General features: G+C 62.2%; 23 protein-coding genes. 20 read left to right on the top strand and 3 right to left on the bottom strand.

Going from position 1 to position 24,141, the window contains the following annotated elements; genetic code table 11:
* Window positions 1-2: 2 nt before the first annotated feature.
* From proB to KUV86_RS14535, 13 genes are all read left to right on the top strand, one after another.
* The gene (gene proB / locus KUV86_RS14475; protein ID WP_206944003.1) at window positions 3-1,142 is read left to right on the top strand and encodes a glutamate 5-kinase; all 1,140 of its coding nucleotides are present in this window, start codon (window positions 3-5) and stop codon (window positions 1,140-1,142) included.
* A gap of 256 nt (window positions 1,143-1,398) precedes the next feature.
* Complete coding sequence (gene rpsT, locus KUV86_RS14480; protein ID WP_206944002.1) at window positions 1,399-1,665, top strand: 30S ribosomal protein S20; 267 nt, start codon at window positions 1,399-1,401, stop codon at window positions 1,663-1,665.
* A 333-nt stretch (window positions 1,666-1,998) separates the two neighbouring features.
* Window positions 1,999-3,522 carry a murein biosynthesis integral membrane protein MurJ gene (murJ, locus tag KUV86_RS14485; protein WP_222485281.1) on the top strand — a complete coding sequence of 508 codons (1,524 nt, stop codon included), beginning with the start codon at window positions 1,999-2,001 and terminating at the stop codon, window positions 3,520-3,522.
* Between the two features lie 89 nt (window positions 3,523-3,611).
* On the top strand, window positions 3,612-4,664 hold the full coding sequence (ribF, locus tag KUV86_RS14490; protein WP_222485264.1) for a bifunctional riboflavin kinase/FAD synthetase: 1,053 nt from the start codon (window positions 3,612-3,614) through the stop codon (window positions 4,662-4,664).
* A 10-nt stretch (window positions 4,665-4,674) separates the two neighbouring features.
* Window positions 4,675-7,521, top strand: coding sequence for an isoleucine--tRNA ligase (gene ileS, locus KUV86_RS14495; RefSeq protein ID WP_206943998.1), 2,847 nt, complete (start codon window positions 4,675-4,677; stop codon window positions 7,519-7,521).
* 37 nt (window positions 7,522-7,558) lie between these two features.
* The gene (gene lspA / locus KUV86_RS14500; RefSeq protein WP_224852145.1) at window positions 7,559-8,065 is read left to right on the top strand and encodes a signal peptidase II; all 507 of its coding nucleotides are present in this window, start codon (window positions 7,559-7,561) and stop codon (window positions 8,063-8,065) included.
* Window positions 8,066-8,128: 63 nt separating this feature from the next.
* Entirely contained in the window at window positions 8,129-8,575 is a 447-nt protein-coding gene (gene fkpB / locus KUV86_RS14505; RefSeq protein WP_206943994.1) for an FKBP-type peptidyl-prolyl cis-trans isomerase, read from the top strand.
* A gap of 126 nt (window positions 8,576-8,701) precedes the next feature.
* The gene (gene ispH, locus KUV86_RS14510; RefSeq protein WP_222485265.1) at window positions 8,702-9,655 is read left to right on the top strand and encodes a 4-hydroxy-3-methylbut-2-enyl diphosphate reductase; all 954 of its coding nucleotides are present in this window, start codon (window positions 8,702-8,704) and stop codon (window positions 9,653-9,655) included.
* A gap of 248 nt (window positions 9,656-9,903) precedes the next feature.
* A complete protein-coding gene (locus KUV86_RS14515; protein ID WP_222485266.1) occupies window positions 9,904-10,407 on the top strand; it encodes a type IV pilin protein in 504 nt (167 codons plus the stop codon).
* Window positions 10,394-10,906 (top strand): GspH/FimT family pseudopilin, encoded by a 513-nt coding sequence (locus tag KUV86_RS14520; protein WP_222239128.1) that lies wholly within the window; start codon window positions 10,394-10,396, stop codon window positions 10,904-10,906. The genes KUV86_RS14515 and KUV86_RS14520 overlap by 14 nt, the downstream gene beginning before the upstream one ends.
* Window positions 10,903-11,322: a type IV pilus modification protein PilV gene (gene pilV, locus KUV86_RS14525; protein ID WP_222483737.1), complete on the top strand. Its 420-nt coding sequence runs from the start codon at window positions 10,903-10,905 to the stop codon at window positions 11,320-11,322. Before KUV86_RS14520 ends, pilV begins: the two co-directional genes overlap by 4 nt.
* The gene (locus tag KUV86_RS14530) at window positions 11,319-11,801 is read left to right on the top strand and encodes a PilW family protein (RefSeq protein ID WP_222483735.1); all 483 of its coding nucleotides are present in this window, start codon (window positions 11,319-11,321) and stop codon (window positions 11,799-11,801) included. The genes pilV and KUV86_RS14530 overlap by 4 nt, the downstream gene beginning before the upstream one ends.
* Window positions 11,798-12,823 (top strand): PilX N-terminal domain-containing pilus assembly protein, encoded by a 1,026-nt coding sequence (locus KUV86_RS14535; protein ID WP_222485267.1) that lies wholly within the window; start codon window positions 11,798-11,800, stop codon window positions 12,821-12,823. Before KUV86_RS14530 ends, KUV86_RS14535 begins: the two co-directional genes overlap by 4 nt.
* On the opposite strand, the gene KUV86_RS14540 is transcribed toward KUV86_RS14535, so the two are convergent.
* Window positions 12,820-13,359, bottom strand: coding sequence for a GspH/FimT family pseudopilin (locus KUV86_RS14540; RefSeq protein ID WP_222485282.1), 540 nt, complete (start codon window positions 13,357-13,359; stop codon window positions 12,820-12,822). The genes KUV86_RS14535 and KUV86_RS14540 overlap by 4 nt on opposite strands.
* A gap of 196 nt (window positions 13,360-13,555) precedes the next feature.
* On the opposite strand from KUV86_RS14540, the gene thiO reads away from it, so the two are divergent.
* The gene (thiO, locus tag KUV86_RS14545) at window positions 13,556-14,653 is read left to right on the top strand and encodes a glycine oxidase ThiO (RefSeq protein WP_222485268.1); all 1,098 of its coding nucleotides are present in this window, start codon (window positions 13,556-13,558) and stop codon (window positions 14,651-14,653) included.
* A gap of 18 nt (window positions 14,654-14,671) precedes the next feature.
* Here thiO and KUV86_RS14550 read toward each other — a convergent pair whose 3' ends face one another.
* Window positions 14,672-14,938, bottom strand: a complete 267-nt coding sequence (locus KUV86_RS14550) for a PP0621 family protein (protein ID WP_222164058.1) — start codon at window positions 14,936-14,938, stop codon at window positions 14,672-14,674.
* Between the two features lie 110 nt (window positions 14,939-15,048).
* On the opposite strand from KUV86_RS14550, the gene KUV86_RS14555 reads away from it, so the two are divergent.
* From KUV86_RS14555 to KUV86_RS14565, 3 genes are all read left to right on the top strand, one after another.
* The gene (locus KUV86_RS14555) at window positions 15,049-16,680 is read left to right on the top strand and encodes an NAD+ synthase (RefSeq protein WP_222164057.1); all 1,632 of its coding nucleotides are present in this window, start codon (window positions 15,049-15,051) and stop codon (window positions 16,678-16,680) included.
* Between the two features lie 167 nt (window positions 16,681-16,847).
* Complete coding sequence (locus KUV86_RS14560; RefSeq protein ID WP_222485269.1) at window positions 16,848-18,176, top strand: ABC transporter substrate-binding protein; 1,329 nt, start codon at window positions 16,848-16,850, stop codon at window positions 18,174-18,176.
* Window positions 18,177-18,280: 104 nt separating this feature from the next.
* Window positions 18,281-20,044 carry a purine-cytosine permease family protein gene (locus tag KUV86_RS14565; protein ID WP_222485271.1) on the top strand — a complete coding sequence of 588 codons (1,764 nt, stop codon included), beginning with the start codon at window positions 18,281-18,283 and terminating at the stop codon, window positions 20,042-20,044.
* 156 nt (window positions 20,045-20,200) lie between these two features.
* On the opposite strand, the gene KUV86_RS14570 is transcribed toward KUV86_RS14565, so the two are convergent.
* A complete protein-coding gene (locus tag KUV86_RS14570) occupies window positions 20,201-21,019 on the bottom strand; it encodes an outer membrane protein assembly factor BamD (RefSeq protein WP_206943977.1) in 819 nt (272 codons plus the stop codon).
* A gap of 173 nt (window positions 21,020-21,192) precedes the next feature.
* Here KUV86_RS14570 and rluD point away from each other — a divergent pair, with 173 nt between their 5' ends.
* The 3 genes from rluD to KUV86_RS14585 all read left to right on the top strand — a co-directional run bounded on the left by rluD (window position 21,193) and on the right by KUV86_RS14585 (window position 24,054).
* A complete protein-coding gene (gene rluD / locus KUV86_RS14575) occupies window positions 21,193-22,152 on the top strand; it encodes a 23S rRNA pseudouridine(1911/1915/1917) synthase RluD (protein ID WP_222239137.1) in 960 nt (319 codons plus the stop codon).
* Window positions 22,149-22,904, top strand: coding sequence for a peptidoglycan editing factor PgeF (gene pgeF / locus KUV86_RS14580; protein WP_206943974.1), 756 nt, complete (start codon window positions 22,149-22,151; stop codon window positions 22,902-22,904). The genes rluD and pgeF overlap by 4 nt, the downstream gene beginning before the upstream one ends.
* A 649-nt stretch (window positions 22,905-23,553) precedes the next feature.
* Window positions 23,554-24,054, top strand: a complete 501-nt coding sequence (locus tag KUV86_RS14585) for a hypothetical protein (protein ID WP_206943973.1) — start codon at window positions 23,554-23,556, stop codon at window positions 24,052-24,054.
* The last annotated feature ends 87 nt before the right edge of the window (window positions 24,055-24,141 follow it).

The following is a 24,141-nucleotide window of genomic DNA, read 5'->3' on the forward strand; positions in this document are numbered from 1 at the left end:
GGATGCACAGCGTAGAGCAGGTTCCGGGGCGAGACGCCCTGAGCAGCGCGCGGCGGGTGGTGGTCAAGATCGGCAGCGCGCTGTTGACCAACGATGGCCGTGGCCTCGATGACGACGCCATTGGCGGCTGGGTGGACCAGATTGCCGCCCTGGCGTCCCGCGGGGTCGAAGTGGTCCTCGTGTCGTCGGGGGCGGTGGCCGCCGGCATGGTGCGCCTGGGGTGGGCATCTCGCCCGTCGTCAGTTCATCAGCTCCAGGCGGCGGCGGCCGTAGGGCAGAATGTGCTGACGGAAACCTATGAAAGCCACTTTGGCCGTCATGAGCTGCTCACCGCGCAGATCCTGCTGACCCACGATGACCTGTCCAATCGCAAGCGCTACCTGAATGCGCGGTCCGCCCTCAGGACGTTGGTCGACCTCAAGGTTGTCCCCGTGATCAACGAGAACGACACGGTGGTGACCGACGAAATTCGCTTCGGTGACAATGACACCCTGGGCGCGTTGGTGGCGAACTTGCTGGAGGCGGACGCGCTGGTGATCCTGACCGACCAGGAAGGCCTGTTCGATGCGGACCCCCGCCATGACCCGGATGCCAACCTGATTCAGGAAGGCCGCGCCGATGATCCACGGCTTTCAGCGGTGGCCGGCGGCGGCGGTGCGCTTGGGCGCGGGGGCATGACGACCAAGGTGCGCGCCGCCAGGCTGGCTGCCCGCTCGGGCGCGGTCACGGTCATCGCCAGCGGTCGCCAGCCGCGGGTGCTGGAGCGTCTCGCGGATGGCGAGCGTCTCGGTACGTTGCTGACTCCCGATCGTGCTCCCATGGCCGCTCGCAAGCGCTGGCTCGCCGGTCAGCTGCAGGTGCGTGGCACCTTGACGCTGGATAGCGGGGCAGTGCGCGTCCTGCGCGACAAGGGGTCGTCGTTGCTACCTGTGGGCGTAAAAGGCGTTCAAGGCAGGTTTGCCCGCGGTGACATGGTGCTTTGTGTAGATGAGCAGGGAGAGCGTGTTGCCAAGGGGTTGATCAATTACCACGTGGATGACGCGAGCAAGATCCTTGGGCAGCCCAGCGGACGCATCTGCGAGCTACTGGGCTACATGGAGGCGCCCGAGTTGATTCACCGCGACAACCTGGTGGTGTTTTGACAAGGCCACATCCTGTACCCGCCTTGTCAGGGGCGTCTGGCAACACGTGCCGAAAAGCTGGCACCCCGGGGCTTGACATGATAGGATGCGCCATCCTCTCAGACACGGCCCGTAACGATTGCCTTGCAACATAGGTTGCTATGGCGGTCGGCCAGATGGCCAGGCCGACGGGGATTTTTTATTTTCCCCTGTTGGATCAAAATGTTATCAAGTCATCGTATGACGGTGACGACAACTTTCTCCAAGGAGACAGTCAGTGGCTAACAGCAAGCAAGCCCGTAAGCGCGCCCGTCAGGCAGAAACTCGTCGTGTCCTGAAGGCAGGCCAGCGCAGCATGGTCCGCACTTACGTCAAGCGCGTGATCAAGGCAATCAACTCTGGCGATCACGCCCAGGCAATGGACGCCTTCAAGGCAGCCCAGCCGGTCATTGACCGCATTGCCGACAAGGACACGCTGTCCAAGAAGAAGGCCGCTCGTATCAAGAGCCGTCTGAACAAGCGCATTAAGGCACTGGCTGCGTAAGCCGGTACTGCGCTCTCGGTGTGACGCGGCGAGCCCGAGTCATGCTGACGAAAAACCGGCTTCGGCCGGTTTTTTTGTGTCTGCTGATTGGCTCTGGCCACCACCGCCAGGGTGGCTTCCATGACGATGGTCCTGCAACGATGGTCCCGACACAAAGGGTCCTGCGATAAAGGGTGAGATGACGTGAGTGACGAGCGTCGACAGCCACAGGCGAGCAATGATCGCCCTGAGCACGAGGCGAGCGATCTGAGCCGCTCTCTGGAACAAGGCAATGGAACTCCTGCTGGCGCGGCGGAGGATGGCGCTGCGCGTCCCCCCGCGCGACGTGGCTTGATGCGCTCTGGCCTGGTGGTCAGCAGCATGACCATGGTGTCGAGAGTGCTGGGGTTGGTGCGTGACGTGGTGATTGCCACGTTGCTGGGGGCTGGGCAAGGTGCTGACGCCTTCTTCGTGGCGTTCAAGATCCCCAACTTCATGCGCCGGCTGTTTGCCGAGGGCGCCTTCAATCAGGCCTTCGTGCCTGTGCTGTCCGAGTATTCGACCACCCGCACCCGCGATGAGGTGCGTGAGCTGCTCAACGCCGTGTGTGGCAGCCTGGCTGCGGTGCTGGCACTGATCACCGCGCTGGCGATCGTGGCGGCACCCTGGCTGACCTGGCTGTTTGCCCCCGGCTTTGCTCGCGATCCCGAAAAGCTGGCGCTGACGGCTGATATGCTCAGGCTGACCTTTCCCTATCTGCTGTTGATTTCGCTCACCGCATTCGCAGGGAGTGTGCTCAACACCTGGAATCGGTTTGCCGTGCCCGCCTTCACCCCGGTACTGCTCAACCTGTCGCTGATCGGAGCTGCCCTGCTGCTGACTCCCTTGATGAGCGAGCCGTCCATGGCGCTGGCCTGGGGCGTGCTGATTGCGGGGGCAGCGCAACTGCTGTTTCAAGTGCCTTTCCTGGTCCGCCTGGGGCTTATGCCACGGCCCTGGCCAAACTTCGCCCATGAAGGCGTGCGCCGCATCCTCAAGCTGATGGCGCCCGCGCTGTTCGGCGTATCGGTATCCCAGATCAACCTGCTGCTGGATACCATCCTGGCGTCGTTGCTGGCGGCCGGCAGTGTATCCTGGCTGTACTACTCGGACCGCTTGGTGGAGCTGCCGCTGGGCGTCTTTGGTGTCGCCATCGGGACGGTCATCTTGCCTGCCCTGTCACGCCGTCATGCGGAAGCGTCCACCGAGCATTTCAGTCAGATGCTGGACTGGGCGCTGCGTGCTGTCCTGCTGCTCGGGCTGCCGGCGGCGCTGGCGCTAGCGCTGCTGGCCGAGCCGCTGCTGATCACGCTCTTCCACTATGGCGCCATGACCGACAATGACATCGTGATGGCGGCGATGAGCCTGCGTGCCTATGCCCTTGGGCTGGTGGCGTTCATGCTGATCAAGGTGCTGGCGCCAGGCTTCTTTGCCCGCCATGACACCAAGACGCCGGTCAAGGTAGGGATCGTCGCCATGGTGGCCAACATGGTCTTCAACCTGATCCTGATCTGGCCACTGGCCCACGCTGGCCTGGCCTTGGCGACCGCGCTGTCGGCTTTCCTGAACGCCGGCATGCTGGCGTGGCTGCTGCGTCGTCAAGGAGTGCTGAACTTTCAGCCTGGCTGGGGGCGTTTTGGGGTGCAGCTGGGGGGCGGCTGCGTCGCCATGGCGGGCGTGCTGATACTGCTGGCGCCTGACTGGCACCAGTGGCTGACCTGGCCGCTTGTCGCGCGGGCGCTGTGGATGCTTGGGCTGGTGGCCGCTGGCGGGGCGACCTATTTCGCCTGGCTTGGGATCACCGGTGTGCGCGTCAGGCACTTCCGGCTCAAGGGCTAGCCCATGGACGTGCAATGGGTCAGCGGGAAGACGTGGCCCCCTGCACTTCGTTATACTCGTCACCCTTTAGGTTCGGTGTGATCCGGCTCATGGAAGTAATCCGAGGCTTGCACAATCTGCGCGAGAGGCACAGAGGCACGGTCGCCACCATCGGCAACTTCGATGGGGTCCACCTGGGTCATCGTGCCATTCTCGACCAGTGTCACGCTGAGGCGGCCAGGCGCGACCTCGCGGTCACTGCGGTGGTGTTCGAACCCCAGCCCAGGGAGTATTTTGCCGGTGACCAGGCGCCACCGCGGCTGACGCGCTTGCGTGACAAGGTAAAGTTGCTGGGCGAGTGCGGTGTTGATCGGGTGCTGTGTCTGCCGTTCAACGAATCGCTGCGCCAGCTGACGGCAGCGCAGTTCATCGACCGGGTGCTGGTCGAGGGCCTGGATGTTCAGCATCTGGTGGTGGGAGACGACTTCCGCTTTGGCTGCGACCGCCGTGGGGATTTCGCTCTGTTGACCGAAGCAGGGAAATGTCAGGGGTTCACGGTAGAACATACCCTGACCTTCCGTGTCGATGATGACAGGGTGTCGAGCACGCGGGTGCGAACCCTGCTGGCCTGCGGCAATTTCAAGGCAGCGGCTCAACTGCTTGGGCGGGCTTACTGCTTTCGCGGGCGGGTGGTGCCTGACCAGCAGCGTGGCCGCACCATCGGTGTCCCGACGGCTAACCTTCCGTTGCTGCCAGGACCGCTGGTGCTGCGAGGTGTCTATGCGGCCATGGTGGAGGTGGAAGGCGATAGCGGCACGCGCTATCCGGCCGTGGTGAACATTGGCTGGCGCCCCACGGTGGGGTCGGTACGCCCTGTGCTCGAGGCACACCTGCTGGACGTTGAGCGTGATCTCTACGGTCGACGGCTGACAGTAGTGCCCTGTGCCAAGCTGCGGGGGGAGGAGAGCTTTGCCGACTTTGCCGCGCTGAAGACACAGATCTATGCCGATATCGACCGGGCCCGCGAGGTGTTTGCCCGGTACGACAGCGGTAGACGACCCTTTTTTGAAGAGTATCCTCTGGCGTCGGCGCCCCGTGCGCGCGAGGCCGTAACCCAGGATTCCCCGGCGGGGCAGGGCCCCGCCGATCATGATGACGGCTGACCCCAGGACTATGAGCGACTACAAGCACACTCTGAATCTGCCAGAAACCGAATTCCCGATGCGCGGCATGCTGCCCAAGCGCGAGCCGGCCCGGATTGAACAGTGGCAGAAGCTGGACATTTACCAGCGCTTGCGTGAAGCACGCCAGGGCCAGGAGGTGTTCGTGCTGCACGACGGCCCTCCCTACGCCAATGGCAGCATTCACATCGGTCATGCCGTCAACAAGATTCTCAAGGACATTATCGTCAAGTCGAAGAACTTGGCGGGCTTCGATGCACCCTACGTGCCGGGCTGGGATTGTCACGGTCTGCCCATCGAGCACAAGGTCGAGACAACCCACGGCAAGCACCTGGAGCCCGAAAAGGCGCGGGCCCTGTGTCGTGACTACGCCGCCGAGCAGGTCCAGGGCCAGCTTCAGGACTTCGTGCGTCTGGGCGTGGTGGGCGACTGGGACAACCCGTATCGCTCCATGGATTACGCCAATGAGGGCGGTGAGATTCGCGCGCTGGCCGATATGGTCAAGGGCGGCTACGTGTTCAAGGGACTCAAGCCGGTCAACTGGTGCTTCGATTGCGGTTCTGCCCTGGCCGAAGCCGAGGTCGAGTACGCCGACAAGAAGTCCGATGCCATCGATGTGGCCTTCACCTGTGCCGATGCTGACAAGCTCGCCGCCGCGTTCGGCCTGGACAGCCTGACGAAGCCTGCCGCCGTGGTGATCTGGACCACGACGCCCTGGACCATTCCGGCCAACCAGGCGCTCAACGTCCATCCCGAATTCAACTATGCGCTTGTCGACACGGGCGAGCGACTGCTGCTGTTGGCCGAGGACCTGGTAGAGAGCTGCCTGGAACGCTTCGGTCTCAGCGGTGACGTGGTCGCTACCGCTCGCGGTGAGCGCCTGGAGCTGATCGAGTTCCAGCACCCGCTGTATGAGCGCACCGCGCCGATGTATCTGGCCGACTACGTGACCTGCGATGAAGGCAGCACCGGCATCGTTCACTCGGCACCGGTGCACGGGGTCGATGACTTCGACTCCTGCCGTCGCTACGGCATGGACTTCAGCGACTTCATCAGCGTGGTCAAGGGCGACGGTTGCTATGTCGATGATCTGCCCCTGTTCGGTGGCATGCTGATCTGGAAGGCCAATCCGAAGATCGTCGAGGCCCTGTCCGAGACAGGTGCGTTGATGGCCCACAAGACCATCACTCACAGCTACATGCACTGCTGGCGCCACAAGACGCCGGTCATCTACCGTGCCACCGCCCAGTGGTTCGTCGGTATGGACATTCCGGGGCACGATGGCCGCACCCTGCGCGAGAGTGCACTTGAGGGCATCGAAGCGACCCAGTTCGTGCCGGCCTGGGGCAAGGCTCGCCTGCATAGCATGATCGCCAACCGCCCGGACTGGTGTATCTCCCGCCAGCGTAACTGGGGGGTTCCGATCCCGTTCTTCCTGCACAAGGAGACCGGCGAGCTGCACCCGCGCACGGTAGAGTTGACCGAGCAAGTGGCAGATCTGGTTGACCAGGCCGGCATCGACGCCTGGTTCAGCCTTGATCCGGCAGAGCTGCTTGGCGACGAGGCCGGTCAGTATGACAAGGTCACCGACACGCTGGATGTGTGGTTCGACTCTGGCACTACCCATCGCCATGTACTGCGTGGCTCGCACCCCCATGGGCACCAGAGCGGGCCGCGAGCGGACCTTTACCTGGAGGGCTCCGACCAGCATCGTGGCTGGTTCCACTCCTCGCTTTTGACCGGCTGCGCCATCGATGGTCATCCGCCTTATCGCGGTCTCCTGACCCACGGCTTCACCGTTGACGCGCAAGGCCGCAAGATGTCCAAGTCCATGGGCAATGTGGTGGCTCCGCAGGAGGTGATGGACAAGCTGGGGGCCGATATCCTCCGCCTGTGGGTGGCGTCTACCGACTACTCAGGCGAGATGGCGGTGTCGGACGAGATCTTGAAGCGCACCGCTGACGTCTACCGGCGCATTCGCAATACCGCACGCTTTCTGCTGGCCAACCTCAACGGCTTCAACCCCGAGCGCGATGCGCTGGCCTTCGATGACATGCTGGCATTGGACCAGTGGGTGGTGGACCGCGCGGCCCAGCTGCAGGAGCGCATCGAGACGGCCTATGCCGAGTATCGCTTCCTCGACGTCTATCAGCAGGTGCATGGTTTCTGTGCGCGGGAGCTGGGTGGCTTCTACCTGGATGTGATCAAGGATCGCCAGTACACCACCCAGGCGGACTCCCAGGCCCGTCGCAGCGCCCAGACCGCGCTGTATCACGTGGTTCAGGCGCTGGTGCGCTGGGTCGCGCCGATCCTGTCGTTCACCGCCGAGGAAATCTTCGAGAATATTCCTGGTGAGCAAGGTCTGGAGCAGGGCCGCAGCGTACTGCTGGAGACCTACTACACCGGTCTGTCCACCCTCAGTGGCGACGCCAGCATGGGCCGTGACTTCTGGGAGCAGGTGCTGACCGTCAAGCAAGCGGTCAACAAGTGCCTGGAAGACGCCCGTAACGCCAAGACCATCAAGGGCAGCCTGGCCGCCGAGGTGACGCTGTACGTCAGCGATGAACTCAGCGAGCTACTGTCGCGGCTGGGCGATGAGCTGCGCTTTGTCATGCTCACCAGCGACGTGCGCCTGGCGCCGCTGGCCGAGGCCAGCGATGCCGCGGACACCGATGTCGAAGGTCTCAAGGTGGCAGTGAGTGCCAGTGACCACGCCAAGTGTGAGCGCTGCTGGCATCATCGTCCTGAGGTAGGCTCGCTGCCCGAGCATCCCGACCTGTGCTCGCGCTGTGTCAGCAACCTGCCCGATGGCTCGGGCGAGGTGCGTTACTATGCCTGATTCGGCCGAGTCGACTGCCAAGGAGGCAAAGGACGCGATGAGTTCTCAGGTGCAACCGATGAAGCAGCCGCTGCGCTGGTGGTGGCTGGCGTTGGTATGGATCGTGCTCGACCTTGGAACCAAGGCGCTGATGAGCCAGTCCCTGAGTTACGCCACGCCGGTAGAAGTGCTGCCGTTCTTCAACCTGACGTTGCTGCACAACACTGGTGCCGCCTTCAGCTTCCTGGCTGACCACCCAGGCTGGCAGCGCTGGCTGTTTGCCGCCATTGCGGTGGCGGCCACCGTCGGCCTGACCATCTGGATGAAGCGGCTGCGCCAGGATGAAAAGCTGCTGGGAGCTTGCCTGGCGCTGATCATCGGGGGCGCCCTGGGCAACCTTTACGATCGGCTGGTGCATGGCTACGTGGTCGACTTTCTGTCGTTCCATGTGGCGGGCTGGTACTACCCGGCCTTCAACGTGGCCGATATCGGTATTACCCTGGGGGCCATCGGCCTGATCTGGGAGTCCATCTTCGGCGAACGTCGACGCGCCCGGCGCGGCTAACCCCTCCTTTGCCGGCGGGGGCGTTACCGACCCCCGCCGGCCTGTCACTCTTTTGGAGATCCCATGAGCGACTACCGTATCGACGAGGGCATGGAAGTCACTCTGCACTTCACCCTCAAGCTGGAAGATGGCACCGTGGTGGACAGCACCCGCGACAAGAGTCCGGCTACCTTTCAGCTGGGCGACGGCAACCTGCCACCCGGTTTCGAGCAACCGCTGAAGGGCATGACAGATGGCGATAGCGGCAGCTTCGAGGTCAGCCCCGAGCATGCCTTTGGCCAGCACAATCCGCAGAATATTCAGCGCATGAAGCGCGATGTGTTCAACGGCGATGAGCCCGAAGTGGGCACCGTGATGTCGTTTGCCGACGTCAACGGTGACGAGCTTCCCGGTGTCATCACCGAGCTGGATGGAGACATGGTGGAAGTGGACTTCAACCATCCGCTGGCAGGACGCACCCTGACCTTCGAGGTCGAGGTACTGGGCGTCAAACCCGCCACGACGCACTGACAGGCCTGCGTCTCTGGGTGTGTCAGGCGAGGCCCAGCGGGTGAGAGCCTGATCCACCAGCAGTGTATTCATTTGCTAAACCACCGCTCAATCAGACGCCTAGAAGGCGCCAAGGCAAGGCAGACCATGCAAATCAAGTTGGCCAATCCCCGCGGCTTCTGTGCCGGCGTCGACCGGGCCATCGATATCGTCAACAGCGCGCTGGATGTGTTCGGACCGCCGATCTATGTGCGTCATGAAGTGGTCCACAACCGCTTTGTGGTCGATAGCCTGCGTGAGCGCGGCGCGGTCTTCGTCGAAGAGCTGCATGAAGTGCCCGATGATGTCATCGTGATCTTTTCCGCCCACGGTGTATCGCGAGCGGTGCAAGAGGAAGCCGAGCAGCGCGGGTTGAAGGTGTTTGATGCCACCTGCCCATTGGTGACCAAGGTCCATATGGAGGTGCTTCGCTATGCCCGCCGTGGGCAAGAGTGCATCTTGATCGGCCACGAGGGCCACCCTGAAGTGGAAGGGACCATGGGACGTTATGATGTTTCCTATGGTGGCCAGATCTACCTCGTGGAGGATGAGGATGACGTCGCTCGACTGGAGGTCAAGGATCTCAGTCGGCTCGCCTTCGTCACCCAGACGACCCTCTCCATGGATGACACCGCTCGCGTAATTGACGCCTTGCGTGCGACCTTCCCCGAGATACAAGGCCCGCGCAAGGACGATATCTGCTACGCCACCCAGAATCGTCAGGATGCGGTGAGGGAACTGGCCGCGGCAACAGATCTGGTGTTGGTGGTGGGCAGCCCGAACAGCTCCAATTCCAATCGACTGCGGGAGCTTTCCGAGCGTGTGGGCACCGCCGCCTACCTTATCGACAATGCCGAGCAAATTGATCCGGCGTGGGTCGACGGCGTGACTTCCGTCGGCGTTACGGCCGGGGCCAGTGCCCCCGAAGTGCTGGTCAAGGGTGTGATCGACCGGCTGATCGAACTGGGAGCCGAAGCGCCCGAGGAACTGGCAGGGCGTGAAGAAACGATTACCTTCTCGATGCCCCGAGAGCTGCGTGACCGGGTGATCGTCAGCGACTAGTCTTCGAGCAAGACCCCTTGCGAGCGCTGAGCTTCACGCCGACAAGAATGCGTCGACAAGAATGCGTCGATAAGAAAGCACCGATATAAAAGCGCCGCCTGTCACAGGGCGGCGTTTTTGCATCCAAGGCTCAGGGTGACCAGATTTCTGTGCCTATTCGTTGCTCTGTGACAGATCCTTGATCCAGCGCCTGCCTTTGGCCGTTCCTCTGGGACATACTTGGGGCGAAAACGAGCCGGAGATGCCTGATGATGGTAAGACTGCAGCCGCCAGCCAGGCGCGGTGCATGCGTGGGGGATCGCCAAAGGCGCACAGCAGGTTGCCGCCGTTGCGCTGGCCCCCTGCCTTCGTCAGGACGGCAGACGGCAGCAGGGGGGCGGCGAGGCCAGGCGGGCTTTACGCTGCTGGAATTGCTGCTGTGTGTCGCCATCCTGGGCCTGTTGGCATCGGTGGCATACCCGATGTACACCGAACACCTGCGGGAGAGCCGGGTCGCCGATGGCCGCGCGCTGCTGTTGACCGCGGCCTCTTCATTGGAGCGCTGCTACACCCGTGACCAGGCGTATGATGCGCCCGCCTGCGATGGCCTGGCCACGCCCTCGGCGTCAGGTTTCTATCTGCTGACCGTGGAGCGTTATCCGGGTCGCTTCTTTCTTGAGGCCCGGGCGGTGGATGCCCACTCGGTCAAGGGCGGATGCGACAGCCTGACCATGGACCAGACCGGGGAGCGTGCACCGAATGAGTGCTGGTAGTCGCCGCCAGCGAGGGATGACCTTGATGGAGCTGGTCCTGGGCTTGGCGGTGGTCGCGCTGATGGCGACAGTGGCGGTGCCCAATCTGCACCAGTGGTTGCGGCATGAGCGTCTGGTCGCCGATGCCAACCAGCTGGTGGGCGCCTTGACCCTGGCACGGACGACGGCCCTGACTCGCCGTCAGAATGTGACAGTACGAGTGCAGGAATGCAGCGGTCACTGGCGACTGGAGGTGCTGGCAGGCAACAGCGCTGCTGAGGGCTGTCCCGTGTCCGCCAGTCACGGCGAACAAGCGCTGATGATCGAGCAAAGCTCACGTACCGATGGCACGACCCTGACCGCCGGTGACGTCACCTTTGACCTCATGGGGCGGCTTGACCAGTGTCACTTCGAGCCACCATGCCGGCTGTGGCTGAGCTCGCCTGCAGGCGAGCGCCGCTGGATCCGCGTGGAGCCCAGCGGCATCGTACGCTCGGGGGCGGGAGAGGGGGCCGTATGATCACGCCAGCGAGGCAGCGTGGCTTTTCCCTGCTTGAGGCACTGGTGGCCCTGCTGCTGCTGTCAGTTGGCTTGCTGGGTATTGCAGGGCTGCAGCTGCGCAGCCTCCAGGGGGCGCACTCCAGCATTCAGCGGTCCCTCGCCGACCTGGCCGCCCAGGATGCCAGGGAGCTGCTGTGGGCGAGCATGACGGCGCTAGACGGCGAGTGTCCTCCCGATGCTGCGCAAAGCCTGCGTTCACATCAGTGGCACCAGCATTGGGCGCCCTTTCTACCGGGTCTTGCCGACGCCGATCAGTCGATCGAGCCTGCCGAAGACTGCGCCTTCAAGATATCGATTCGCTGGCAGGACGAACGCTTCTCCGATCCCAGCGTGTTCGAGTACTGGGTCAAGTTGCCGGCCAGGGACCCCGCATGAGCGGGCTGGGGCGCGGGCACCTCGCTATCCGCTTGGGCGCGCAGCGTGGCGTGTCACTGGTCGAGCTGATGGTGGCCATGCTAGTGGGGAGCCTGGTCATCCTTGCCGCGGGGAACCTGTTTCATGAGGCCAACGTCAGCGCCAATACGGTCTTACGACTCGCCGATCGTCAGGCAGTGATCAGCTATGCGTTGGATACCGTGACCGCCGCGGTGCGGCGCGGGGCGGCTGACGTAGACAGCTACGTGCTCAGGCCTTCGCTCGATGGCGAAGGCTGCACCCTGCACGATGCGCTGAGTGGTGAGCCCTTGGTCGATGGCCTGGCCGATAGCGGTCACTGTGACCAGGATCCCGTGCTGGAGTCGCTTGGTGAGGGGCTCTATCGCATCACGCTGAGCCTGCCTCACAGTCCCGTGCCCTTGTCGTTGCACGTGGTAAATCGCCAGACCGCCATGGCATCGCTGGAGGGCTCGCCATGAACAGATGTTCGATGTGTGACAGACAGCGTGGGGCGGTGCTTCTGGTGGTGCTGTCGCTAGTGGCCATCGCCTCGGTAATTGCCATGGCAGCGGTCCAGTCCTCCGTGGTCGACGAACGTCTTGCGGGCAATATGCGAGCCATGGCTCAAGCACAGATGGCCGCCGACTGGGGCGCTGCCGAGGTGATGCAAGATATCGATATGCCCCTGTCTGCCACCGAGGAAACCTGCCAGGTGTTGGAGCAGCAGGTGATGGCAGGAGGGTGGGGGCCCTCCTGGCGAGAGGCGGGTACCCTGCCGAATCAGCCAGGCGTTGGCTACCGGTGGTCCCCTTGCGATCATGAGGGAAGTGCGGCTCGTCTTGTCGTGGGCTACGTCGAGGATGGATCCCATCATCTGGCATTGCATGGTGTCATTATTGCCGCATCGAAAGGGGACGGTGGCGCAAGTCCCGTTCCCGCGCTCCCGGATGGCTGTGACACCGTGTCGGCGGGCCCCTTCGTCAACTATGGTCCGAACGATGTGCAGATGTGCTGGAACACTGCGCCGTCGCCAGGGCAGCCCGCTCCGTCGCTCGATCCGAGACCCTACATGGATGAAGTGTTCGCGGCCTTTGAGGGGGTGCCGTTTGATGCGAGTGGCTGTGCGTATCAGAATCACACCGTGCTGTGTGATAGCGACAGGGGCTTTGACGGCACCATGGACCTGTCCGCCCATGCTGATCTGGATACGGTGATCGTGGATGGAGCGGTGACCATGACGCTGCCTTCCGGCAGCTATGGCTGTGATGTGGTGGCGACGGGGCAGGTCACGCTGAATGGTCAGGGTGGCGTTATCCTGGACGGCAGCGTCTGGGCGAACGGTATTTCCATTCACGGTGATGTAGACAATGCGACGTTCGAGGTGCAAGGGGCGTTGGTGTCGGCGGGGACCGTGATTGTCGATCACAACGTGAGGGTAGAGCCGGAGCTCGGTGGTGGTGATAGTGCCGATGGTGCCCTGTGGCTGGATCGATCCGCCTAGCCTTCGAGGCAGGGCGTCGTTGTGGAGTGAGTCTCGCTGCGCAGGCGCCCGAAATTGCTGAGTACCAGGCGCACATGACGCCGGTCGTTTGTGCACAGCTCAAAGGTCCCGTTGTGCCCGCTGGCCCGTCCATTGGCCAAGAACCTGACGGGCTTGTGGTCCTCGCGAAAGCGAATGCGCGGCAGCAGGCTTGGAGGGAACACTCGCAGTGTGGCGCCACCCCAGCTCGGAGCTCCTGCCTTGATCAACAGCTTTCCTGTCCAGTCAGTACCGCAGTGTACGCCATCAGCACTAGGACACAGGGTGACCTGGGAGGCACGCACAATCGCGGTACTGCGGGTCAGCGCCAGGGCGTCCTGTAGCCGCGCAACGTCGCTGGCGATATGCTGGCGAGCGATCATCGCGCGATAGCCCGGCACGGCCACCGCGCTCAGCATGCCGATAATGCTGATGACCAGCAGCAATTCCAGCAGGGTCGCACCCGACTGAGGTCTTTGGAGGCAAGGACGCTGCGTAGCAGATCGGTCGTCGTCCATGGCAATCTCCCTTCGCTGCCGCCAATGCTGGCGAAATGAACGCTGGCGAAATAAACGGGCAGACCTCCGTCGCGCCCGGCGTCATGCCCCTGGGGCTGACGACAAAGGTGATGATGGCGTTGAAGCGTTGCTGGTCGTGCGGGTGTTGTTCCGAGTGTAGTTCTCGATAGTGGGGTAGACAGGTGGGAGGCGTGTTTTGAGCGAGTTTGTGGTGATCGGCGGTGGCGTGATTGGGCTGATGACGGCCCTGCAGTTGGCAGATGCTGGCCACAGCATCACGGTAATCGACCGCGGGCAATGTGGAAGAGAAGCCTCCTGGGCGGGAGGAGGGATCGTCTCGCCGCTTTACCCATGGCGCTATAGCGACCCTGTTTCCCAGTTGGCGAGCTGGTCCGAGGGCGCCTATCCCGAGCTGTCGCTGCGCCTGCTCGAAGAGACAGGGATAGATCCAGAATACCGGCAGAAGGGGCTTCTCTACCTGCGTGTCGAAGATGAAACACGCGCCTTGGCGTGGGCCAGGGGAGTCGGCAAGCCGCTGTCTCGGGTAGGGGCGGAGGTGATTCGCGCCAAGGAGCCTCAGGTGCGTCAGGATGTCGAGGACGCCCTGTGGATGCCAACGCTGGGCAGTATTCGCAACCCGCGCTTGATGCGTTCGCTCAAGACGAGGCTTTCAAGCATGCCTGGCGTGACCTTTGCCGAGCAGACGTCGGTCACAGGGCTCAACCGGCAGGGCCAGCGCGTCACCTCGGTAGCCACGGACCAGGGAGACGTCGGCGCTGACCAGGTAGTGATCTGTGCGGGTGCATGGTCCGCCCAGCTGGCCAAGCTGGCGGATCTCAGCCTGCCGGTGCGGCCGGTCAAGGGCCAGATGCTGCTGTTCAAGGCGCCGCCTGGCATGGTGGAGCGGGTGGTGTTGATGGACGGGCGCTACGTGATTCCCCGGGGTGATGGTCGCGTTCTGGCAGGCTCGACGCTGGAGGAAGCCGGGTTCGACAAGGGAGTCGATGAGCAGGCCCGGCAATCATTGTGGCAGTCTGCCACCGGGATCATCCCTGCGCTGGCAAGCTGTGAGGTAGAACACCAGTGGGCGGGGCTGCGCCCGGGGTCGCCCGATGGGGTGCCCTTCATCGGCAGAGCCCCCGGCTGGGACAACCTGCACGTCAATGCCGGGCATTATCGTAATGGACTGGTGCTGGCTCCGGCGTCTACGCGGCTGCTGGTCGACCAGATGCTGGGACGCCGGCCCATTATCGAGCCCTCCGCCTATGCCCTGGAAGGCCGGCTGGAGCAATGACAGGCTGGCCCCCGAGGCCTAGTCGTCGCTGTCCTTGTCCTCGTGCTCTGCCAGGGACTTGTCACGATGGTCGCCACAGCAGAACCACTGTCCCTGCGCACGCAGGGCGTCCTGTTCCGGCAGATGCACGTTGCACCAACTGCAGCGGACCATTTTTCCGCCCTGCTGTGTGCTCGGGCCGTGGTCTTGTTGCTCGAGCTTCCATTCGCGGTACATGCGATACAGCTTGAGTCCGGCGAAAAACACCACGGCAAAGATCAGCAGACGGATAATCAATAGGTTCATCCTTACTCCCGGTGGGGAGGCGGCCCTCGATGAGCGGCGGCCTTTGCCACTTGGCGGCCCTTGCGGGACAATGGGTTGACCCTATCGATTTTCGAGAGATTTCTTCGCTCATGCAAGACCTGACTCTGGTGATGGCGCAGCTCGATCCCCTGGTGGGCGACATCCCCGGCAATGCCGACCGGGCGATCGAGACCGTGCGGGAGGCCTACCTCGAGCACGGCGCTGACGTGGTTGTTCTGCCGGAACTTTTTCTGACCGGCTATCCCCCCGAAGACCTCTTGCTGCGCCCCTCCATGGAGACGCGATTGCGTGAAGCTCGCGCACGCATGGCCGCCAAGATGGTGCGCGACGTGATGGTCATCGTTGGCTATCCCGGACGTCGCGAAGGCGCGCTCTACAATATGGCGGGCGTCCTCTACAACGGACAGTGGCTGGATGAATATGCCAAGCAGGCGCTGCCCAACTACCAGGTCTTCGACGAGCAGCGCTACTTTACTGCCGGTGCGAGCCCCTTGGTGATCGAGCATAAAGGGGCGAAGCTGGGTGTCCTGATCTGTGAGGACATCTGGCAGGAAGCGCCGATCCAGGCGACTCGTGCTGCCGGTGCTGACATCCTGGTGACGTTGAATGCTTCACCCTATCACCAGAACAAGCCTGCGGAGCGCCTGGCACTGCTCGAGCAGCGCGCACGTGATGCGGGACTGCCGCTGGTTTACGTCAACCAGATCGGCGGCCAGGATGAGCTGGTGTTTGACGGTGGCTCTTGCTGCGTCGATGCCGATGGCAGCCTCGCCGTCCAGGCTCCCCACTGGGACATCTGGCTGAGCCCTGTTCATTTTTCTCACGAAAAGGGTCGCTGGTCACCGCGTCAGGGGGAGTTAGACCTCGACGTGGCGCCAGAAGAAGACCTTTACAGTGCGCTGGTCACCGGGCTGAGAGACTACGTCAACAAGAGCGGTTTCCAGGGGGTGGTACTGGGCCTCTCCGGTGGTATCGATTCGGCGCTGTCGTTGGCCATCGCGGTTGATGCACTGGGGCCTCAGCGGGTGCACGCGGTGATGATGCCGTATCACTACACCGCCGATATCTCCAAGGAAGATGCCGCCGAACAGGCCCGTCTTCTCGGCGTCAGCTACGAGGTCATGCCCATCGCGCCCATGGTCGAAGCCTTCATGGACACTCTGGCCGAGAGCTTCGAAGGGACCGAGCGGGATACCACCGAGGAAAACCTGCAGTCCCGCTGTCGCGGCGTGCTGTTGATGGCACTGTCGAACAAGAAGGGACTGATGGTCCTGACGACCGGCAACAAGAGTGAAATGGCGGTGGGTTACGCCACTCTCTATGGCGACATGGTGGGGGGCTACAACGCGATCAAGGATGTCTACAAGACGTGGGTGTATCGCCTGGCACGCTGGCGCAACACCGAAAACCTGGTCATCCCCGAGCGCGTGATCGATCGTCCGCCCTCCGCTGAGCTGGCGCCGGACCAGCAGGACAGTGACTCGCTGCCTGACTACGACACCCTGGATGCCATTCTGGTGCGCTATATCGAGGGTGACATGAGTGCCGAAGCCATCATCGCGGCAGGGTACAGTGCCGAGGATGTGTACAAGGTGGTCAAGCTGGTGGACCGCTGTGAGTACAAGCGCCGACAGGCACCGGTCGGTGTACGCGTGACCCAGCGCGGATTTGGCCGCGACCGCCGCTATCCCATTGTCAACGGCTGGCAACCTGGCAGCTGATCCTTCTTCCCTCTAGTCGTTACCCGCACGCCCTGCGACGGTCGCTTCGGACCATTGCAGGGCGTTGTTGATTGTGTGCATAGCTGCACAGTTACGGAGTGTGTATCCGGCGGAGCCTGCTAAGTTTGCTTAATAGGTGTTTGTTAAAGGCAACTTTAGGAGGTGTCATGTTGCTCAGAACCGTGTTGGTAACAGGCAGCCTGACATGCGTGTTAAGCACGGGGCCGGCGCTCGCTGAATCGTCGCCGGTCAGTGCCTTGACCATCGCCACGGTGGGCAACCGTGACATGGTCCGCATGCAACAGCTCAGTGAAGGCTTTACCGCCGCGAATCCAGATATCGAGTTGCAGTGGGTGGCGCTGGATGAAAACACTCTGCGTCAGCATGTGACGACGGATATCGCCACTGCGGGGGGGCGCTTTGACATCGTGACCATTGGTACCTACGAGGCAGCGATCTGGGCCGAGCGAGGGTGGCTGCTTCCCCTTGACGACCTGCCAGCCAGCTACCAGGTGGATGATCTACTGCCCACAGTGCGTGAAGCGCTGTCGTTCCAGGGGCAGCTTTATGCTGCTCCATTCTATGCGGAGTCGGCATTTACCCTGTATCGCGAGGATCTTTTCGCCGAAGCCGGGTTGAGCATGGTCGAGTCACCGAGCTGGGAGTTCATCGCCCGGGCTGCCGCTGCGTTGCATGACCCTGATGAGCACTACGGCATATGCCTCAGGGGCAAGCCGGGCTGGGGCGAAAACATGGCGCTGTTGACGGCGATGGCGAACGCCTATGGTGGCCGCTGGTTCGACATGCAGTGGGTCCCGCAGTTGGCGACGGCCGCCTGGCGTGACGCCCTGGACCAATACCTATCGTTGTTGTGGGAGTATGGCCCACCGAATCCGGAGCAACTGGGCTTCAATGACAACCTGGCGCTGTTTCAGCAGGGCAAGTGCGCGATCTGGGTGGATGCTACGGTCGCGGCGTCCGCCGTCACCAACCCACGAGAGTCAATGGTGGCCGATCGGGTGGGGTTTGCATTGGCGCCACAGCAGGGGATGGGCAAGCGAGCCAACTGGCTGTGGGCATGGGCGCTAGCGATACCGTCGAGCTCCACTAGTAGCGACGCGGCAAAGCGTTTCATCGCCTGGGCCACCTCGGCAGACTTCCAACGTCAGGTCGCCGAGGATGAAGGGTGGGCTCAGGTCCCTCCCGGTACTCGCCGCTCCCTCTATGCCAATCCCCACTATCAGGCCGCAGCGCCATACAGTGACATGGTGCTGGAATCGCTGACAGCCGCAGATCCTGGGAACCCGACGGTGGAGCGAGTGCCGTATCGTGGCATCCAGTACGTGGCGATTGCTGCCTTTCCTGGTATCGCCACGGCGGTAGGCAATCGCTTCGCGAAGGCGCTGGCAGGCGAGATAACGGTCGATGAGGCGCTGGAAAACGCGCAGTGGGTAACCCAGAAGGTGGCCGAGCAGGCCCGCTTTGCCGATCAATGATGCATCGGCTGTGGACGTCATTTGCCGGCGTGAAGCTAGCGCCAGGCCGCCCACTGCCTCGTGATACCAGGCGTAGTGTCCTGCGCCGGGACAAGGAGATTGCCATGGCTTCATCCGGGTTCAACCCCCATCAGCCGCTGGAGCGCATCGACGATGAGCAGCTGCCGGTGTCGCCTCACAAGCAGCATGGTGCCAGACACTTTCTCGGGCTCTATGCGGCGGAACACGTCGCTGCGACGGAGTTCGTGATAGGTGCCACCTTTGTCGGCCTGGGGGCGGGAATATGGGACATCCTGATCGGCTTGATCATCGGCAATACGTTGGCGGTGTTGAGCTTCACGCTGATTACGGCCCCGATCGCGGTAGGCACGCGATTGAGCCTGTTTGCCTATCTGGAGCGGATCGCCGGTAATGTCATGGCCAAGCTCTACAATGGCGCCAATGTGGTGATCTTCTCGGCCATCTCGGCGGCCATGATCACGGTGTCAGCGACCGCAGTACGCGTGCTGTTCGATGTGCCTCCGCAAGTGGCTCCCTACCCTACGGACGTGGCTTTTGTGCTGATTGCCTTTGCCGTAGGGGCGATCGTGGTGCTGGTGGCAGCGTTTGGCTTCAACGCGCTAAGCGAGTTTGCCAGTATCTGTGCCCCCTGGTTGATGGTCATGTTTACCGCCGGGGGCATGGTGCTGATTCCAGCGCTGGCGGAGTCGGTGACGGGCTTCACGACACTCACCAGTGTCTCTGATTTCATTGCCATTGCCAGTGCCAGCGTGTTCACCGGCGTCAACGCTGAAGGCGAGCCAGGTATCGGTCTCTGGGAGGTCATCGGTTTTGCATGGGCGGCCAACACCTTTGCGCACTTCGGACTGATCGATATGGCGCTTCTGCGTTATGCACGCAAGGTGCGCTACGGTCTGGCCACCTGTACAGGCATGATGTTTGGTCACTACGTTGCCTGGATCTCGGCCGGGCTCATGGGGGCGGCGACCGCGGCTACCATGAAGCTCAGCATCATGGTGGTGGACCCCGGCGATGTGGCTTTCTATGCGCTCGGACTTTCCGGTTTCGTCATCGTGGTCGTGGCAGGATGGACGACCGCCAATTCGAACTTGTACCGAGCAGGCCTGGCAGCTCAAGCCTTGATGCCTGAGGTCAAGCGCTGGAAAGTGACCATGCTGGTAGGCTTAGGCGTCATGGGGGCGAGCTGTTTCCCGTTCGTCTACCGCAGCATGCTGCCCTTGCTGACCTATGCGGGCCTGATACTGGTGCCCGTAGGCGGGATTGCCTTTGCCGAGTACCAGCTGTTCCCGCGGCTTGGCATGACGTCATACTGGGCCAGCTTCAAGGGGCTGGCAGACAATCGTCCAGCCATTGCCAGTTGGCTTCTTTCGCTGGCCTTTGGTGTGGGACTGAACGTGCTGGATATCATGCCGTTCTACTATCTGTTTCTCCCTACCTGGTGTGTCTCCATCCTGATCTATGTCGTTCTCGCGCGGCGGGCAGGGGCCTGTGAGGCTTATCCAGAGCAGCAGCGCGCGCTGGAAGACTTCCATCAGCGGGTGGCTGAACGCCATGAACGCAAGGCGGCGGAGAAGCATCGCCAGAGGATCGAGGACAACACATGGCTGTCCAAGGGCATTGTCGTCATCTGGTGCGGGGTAGGTTTGATCGTGCCCGCCGTCTTGGCCTGGCGAGTCATGTTCGATAGCCCGGATCTCTACGAATACTACGTGAATCGCGAGCTGTTCTACGACGTGACCATCTGGTGCACGCTGGTGTACTTCACGTTCGCCTACTGGGGCCTTCAACGGCGCAAGCGGTTCAAGCGTGGTGGCGTCGCGGCCCACACACCAGAGGCCGCCGGGTAGCGGTCGGTCACGATAGCGGCGCTGTTCCGTAGAGGGTGCTCTGGCCAGAAGAGGGCGCTGGCCAGAGGCTGCGCTGTGACCGCAAGACGTCACCATCAAGAAAAGGGGCTGCGTCAGCAGCCCCTTTTTCCATCGTAATCCGCGCTTGTATTGTGATCAGGCGCTGAGCGGTGCTTCGTCCACGTACTTGGGTTCGAAGCGGCGACCATCGAGGCGCTCGTTGTCGGGGTCATTCTCGAGCAGTACCTGCAGGGTCTCGCTGGCGCGATCGCGCATGCCCATGCCCAGGTAGCCTTCGACCATGACCGCCAGGGCGTCACGGGTCGCTTCTGCCTGGGGGTAGTTCTCGATGACCCAGCGGCCGCGCTGGACTGCCGCCATGTAAGCCTTCTTGCGCAGATAGAAGTCAGCCACGTGGAGCTCGTGCTGGGCCAGCAGGTTACGCAAATAGATGATGCGTTGACGAGCATCGGGTGCGTACTGGCTGTCGGGGTAGCGGTTGGTCAGGTCAGTGAAATCGGTATAGGCATCTCGGGTGGCCCCAAGGTCACGCTCGGAGATGTCGATGACTTTCAGCGACTCAAGACTGAAGCGACCTGCCTGCCAGGCGGCCAGGCCTCGCATGTAGTAGGCATAGTCGACCTGGGGGTGATTGGGGTGCAGACGAATGAAGCGACTGGCGGCGGCACGAGTGCCCTCCCAATCGTCCGTTTCGTAGTACGTGTAGATCAGCTCAAGCTGGGCCTGCTCGGCATAGTCGCCGAAGGGGAAGCGGGTATCGATCGCCTCCAGGCGGTTCATGGCGGTGGTGAAACTGCCATTTTCCAACGCCTCGCGGCCCTCCTGATAGAGCTGGCGCTCGGTAGCGCCGTCGTAGCGCTCTTCTTCGACGTCGTTGCTGGCGCAGCCGCCGAGCACCGCGCCCATCAACACCAGGGCGCCCAGGCGAGTAGCGGAAATAGTGAAAACGCGCATCTTGGTCCTCGTGTCAAACAACCCGGGTCGGCCGTGGTAGAATCGGCCGCGATCCGCCCACTATAAAGCACCTTGTCCTGAAACGCAGTCCTCCTGCACTTCGGAACACGCTTTGGGCGCAGGCGAACCACTGGTTCCATTGACTTTCATGCCAAGAGACGTCGTCCGCACCTATGTCCCAGACCCTCGATGTTCACCACCGCATTCCCCTTGAGATGGCAGGCTTTCGCCTCGACCAGGCCGCGGCTGAGCTGTTCTCCGACTTTTCCCGGGAGCGCCTCAAGGGCTGGATCAAGGATGGCTCCTTGACCCTGGATGGCGCGACTGCTAGGCCAAAGGACAAGGTGCACGGCGGCGAAAGACTGTCGTTGACGGCGCATATCGCCGACGATACGCGCTTTGAGGCCGAAGACATCCCACTGGATGTGGTCTACGAGGACGATGATGTACTGGTGGTCAACAAGCCGCCGGGACTGGTGGTTCATCCGGCTGCGGGGAACCCTGACGGCACCCTGCTGAACGCACTGCTGCATCACTTTCCTGATGCCGCGACATTGCCCCGGGCGGGTATCGTGCATCGCCTCGACAAGGACACCAGCGGGTTGATGGTGGTGGCCAAGACCCTGGCCGCCCACGCGGACCTGGTGGCGCAGCTGCAGGCCCGCACGGTATCGCGGGAGTACGACGCCATCGTGGTGGGCAAGATGACCTCCGGTGGAACGGTTGATGCCCCGATCGGACGTCATCCCAAGGATCGCAAGCGCCAGGCGGTCACCGCATCGGGCAAACCGGCGGTGACCCACTATCGGGTCGTCGAGCGCTTCCGCGCCCACAGTCATGTGCGCTGCAAGCTGGAGACCGGCCGTACCCACCAGATTCGGGTGCATATGGCCCACCGGCGCTTTCCGCTGATCGGTGATCCGGTTTACGGTGGTCGACTCAAGCTGCCACCGGGGGCGGGCCAGACATTGAAGGAAATTCTGCGTGAGTTTCCTCGCCAGGCATTGCACGCTCGCCGCTTGGCCTTTGTGCATCCCCGCCATGGCGAAGAGGTCAGTTTCCACGCCGCGCTGCCGGATGACTTGCTGATGCTGCTGGATTATCTGCGCGTTGATGCGGAGACCATGCAATGACGGATGCCCTTGATCTTCGCCCCAGCGTTATCCTGCCAGACTGGCCGGCACCGGCGAATGTGGGCGCCTTTGTCACTACTCGCGAGAGCGGGCCCAGCCAGGGCCCCTATGCCGCTTTCAACACCGCCAGTCATGTAGGCGACAAGCCGGAGCACGTCAGTCTCTGCCGACGCCAGCTGGGCAAGGAAATTGGCGATGAGCGGCCCCTGCTGTGGCTGGACCAGGTTCATGGCGCCAGTGTTCAGCACGGTTGGTGCGATGAGACGCCCAAGGCCGATGCGGCGGTGGCGACGACTCGGGACTATGCCTGTGTGGTAATGACGGCCGACTGCCTGCCGGTCTTTTTCTGCGACCGGAGTGGCGAGCGCGTCGCGGTCGCCCACGCCGGCTGGCGCAGCCTGGCAGGCGGCGTGCTGGAAGCTACTGTCGCCTCGCTGGGGAGCCCCGCCGGCGAACTGCTGGCATGGCTGGGACCCGCCATCTCGAACGCCCAGTTCGAGGTGGGTCCTGAAGTACGGGAGGCGTTCTGTGGTGTGCATCCCGAAGCCTCCAGTGCGTTTGAGCCCAGCCCGTATCGACTGGGTCACTACATGGCAGATCTTTACCGACTGGCGAGGTTGCGACTGGAGCGCCTGGGTGTCGCTCACGTCAGTGGAGGGCACTTCTGCACTGCCTGTGAATCCCGTTTCTACTCTCACCGCCGCGATGACGGCGTGACGGGGCGCATGGCCAGCGTCATCTGGCTGCGATAGCCACAGCGCTATGGTCTTGTCCTACGCCATCGGCGACGGGCGGTGGCGTAGGATCTCCCTGTGGCTCTGTAGTCCTGTGGACGATGCGCTGCGGCCCGATGAAGGCGACGCTGCCTGCCAAGGTGTGACCCAGATAGTGCTGTTGGCCGCTGTGCGCTGCTCTGCCTGTTGTACGTCTTTCCCTTCTTTTCGTGTGCTCTCCGCTGCTTCTCTTGTTCATGGCCTGGTACAGGCGCTATGTGGCCCGGTTATCTCGACGCCAAGGTGCGTGCGTGGAAGGCCCGGCACGGGCGTTGCCCAGTAACGAGAGAAGGCAACGACAGGCTGCCTGATGTTTCAGAGTTTATTTGTTTAGGTTGTTCCCGTGATGTGTCACTCGGGAACGGCTGTATCTCCGTGCCTTTTTTATGAATTTTTGAAATCGAGAAGCTTGTAGGACTATGGCTATGCCGTCCCTAAGAGGGAGGTGTTAGCGTCATCTTCTTGTGAAAGTGGGATCGACGTACACCGCAGCTGGGTATCCGTAATGTCCGGAGTGTCTCGTTTTTTTATTGTTGCATTTAATTTCCCTACATTGCTGTTCACGATACTTCTGATGGTGTCAGTGCTGTATTGGCTGATTACTCTATTGGGTTTTATGGATGGCGACATGACGGACCTGGTCGACATCGATGCGGAAGGGGCGTTTGATCTTTCCGGCCTGTTGGCGACGTTAGGTCTGCATGGTGTCCCGTTGCCCATGACGGTGACACTGCTGTCCCTGTTTTCCTGGCTTAGTAGCTACGTGCTTCAGCTGTCAGCTATCTCCTATCAGTGGTCCTCAGGCGGGTGGATGATGATCTCGCTGGGAATCCTGGTCATTTCCGTCGTGGCCGGTTATCTGCTTGCCGTCATGCTGGCGCGATGGCTGCGCCCCGTATTTGCGACCTTGTATCAGCACCATCAAGAACACTGCATGGAAGGCTTGAGCGCTGTGGTGACAGGACTGGCCAGGGATAGCTGTCGAGGGCGGGCCAGGGTCAGTCGGGAAGGTGTCGATTTGACCGTGAATGTCAGGGCCGTAGCGCCACTCAAGCATGGGATGAGAGTACTGCTGGTTCGGGAAGAACGGGGGCTTTATTACTGGGTGGAAGATGTCACGCCGGGGTAGGTCTTGGTGGATCGATGTAGATCATGCTTCGCGAGGGTCTCAATAGTGCTTCGCAAGCCAACGTAGATATGCAACGTAGGCGCCGAA

Origin of the sequence: Halomonas sp. DP8Y7-3 (genome assembly GCF_019801675.1) — a bacterium.
GTDB lineage: Bacteria > Pseudomonadota > Gammaproteobacteria > Pseudomonadales > Halomonadaceae > Halomonas > Halomonas litopenaei_A.

Bases quoted from the DNA above. Each gene is read 5' to 3' on its own strand.
- KUV86_RS14520 (WP_222239128.1), top strand. From the start codon at position 10,394: ATGAGTGCTGGTAGTCGCCGCCAGCGAGGGATGACCTTGATGGAGCTG.
- KUV86_RS14560 (WP_222485269.1), top strand. From the start codon at position 16,848: ATGTTGCTCAGAACCGTGTTGGTAACAGGCAGCCTGACATGCGTGTTA.
- KUV86_RS14535 (WP_222485267.1), top strand. From the start codon at position 11,798: ATGAACAGATGTTCGATGTGTGACAGACAGCGTGGGGCGGTGCTTCTG.
- fkpB (WP_206943994.1), top strand. From the start codon at position 8,129: ATGAGCGACTACCGTATCGACGAGGGCATGGAAGTCACTCTGCACTTC.
- KUV86_RS14585 (WP_206943973.1), top strand. From the start codon at position 23,554: ATGACGGACCTGGTCGACATCGATGCGGAAGGGGCGTTTGATCTTTCC.
- KUV86_RS14570 (WP_206943977.1), bottom strand. From the start codon at position 21,019: ATGCGCGTTTTCACTATTTCCGCTACTCGCCTGGGCGCCCTGGTGTTG.
- pgeF (WP_206943974.1), top strand. From the start codon at position 22,149: ATGACGGATGCCCTTGATCTTCGCCCCAGCGTTATCCTGCCAGACTGG.
- KUV86_RS14565 (WP_222485271.1), top strand. From the start codon at position 18,281: ATGGCTTCATCCGGGTTCAACCCCCATCAGCCGCTGGAGCGCATCGAC.
- pilV (WP_222483737.1), top strand. From the start codon at position 10,903: ATGATCACGCCAGCGAGGCAGCGTGGCTTTTCCCTGCTTGAGGCACTG.
- KUV86_RS14530 (WP_222483735.1), top strand. From the start codon at position 11,319: ATGAGCGGGCTGGGGCGCGGGCACCTCGCTATCCGCTTGGGCGCGCAG.
- rluD (WP_222239137.1), top strand. From the start codon at position 21,193: ATGTCCCAGACCCTCGATGTTCACCACCGCATTCCCCTTGAGATGGCA.
- ileS (WP_206943998.1), top strand. From the start codon at position 4,675: ATGAGCGACTACAAGCACACTCTGAATCTGCCAGAAACCGAATTCCCG.
- KUV86_RS14550 (WP_222164058.1), bottom strand. From the start codon at position 14,938: ATGAACCTATTGATTATCCGTCTGCTGATCTTTGCCGTGGTGTTTTTC.
- lspA (WP_224852145.1), top strand. From the start codon at position 7,559: ATGAGTTCTCAGGTGCAACCGATGAAGCAGCCGCTGCGCTGGTGGTGG.
- proB (WP_206944003.1), top strand. From the start codon at position 3: ATGCACAGCGTAGAGCAGGTTCCGGGGCGAGACGCCCTGAGCAGCGCG.
- KUV86_RS14540 (WP_222485282.1), bottom strand. From the start codon at position 13,359: ATGGACGACGACCGATCTGCTACGCAGCGTCCTTGCCTCCAAAGACCT.
- murJ (WP_222485281.1), top strand. From the start codon at position 1,999: ATGCGCTCTGGCCTGGTGGTCAGCAGCATGACCATGGTGTCGAGAGTG.
- ispH (WP_222485265.1), top strand. From the start codon at position 8,702: ATGCAAATCAAGTTGGCCAATCCCCGCGGCTTCTGTGCCGGCGTCGAC.
- KUV86_RS14555 (WP_222164057.1), top strand. From the start codon at position 15,049: ATGCAAGACCTGACTCTGGTGATGGCGCAGCTCGATCCCCTGGTGGGC.
- KUV86_RS14515 (WP_222485266.1), top strand. From the start codon at position 9,904: ATGATGGTAAGACTGCAGCCGCCAGCCAGGCGCGGTGCATGCGTGGGG.
- ribF (WP_222485264.1), top strand. From the start codon at position 3,612: ATGGAAGTAATCCGAGGCTTGCACAATCTGCGCGAGAGGCACAGAGGC.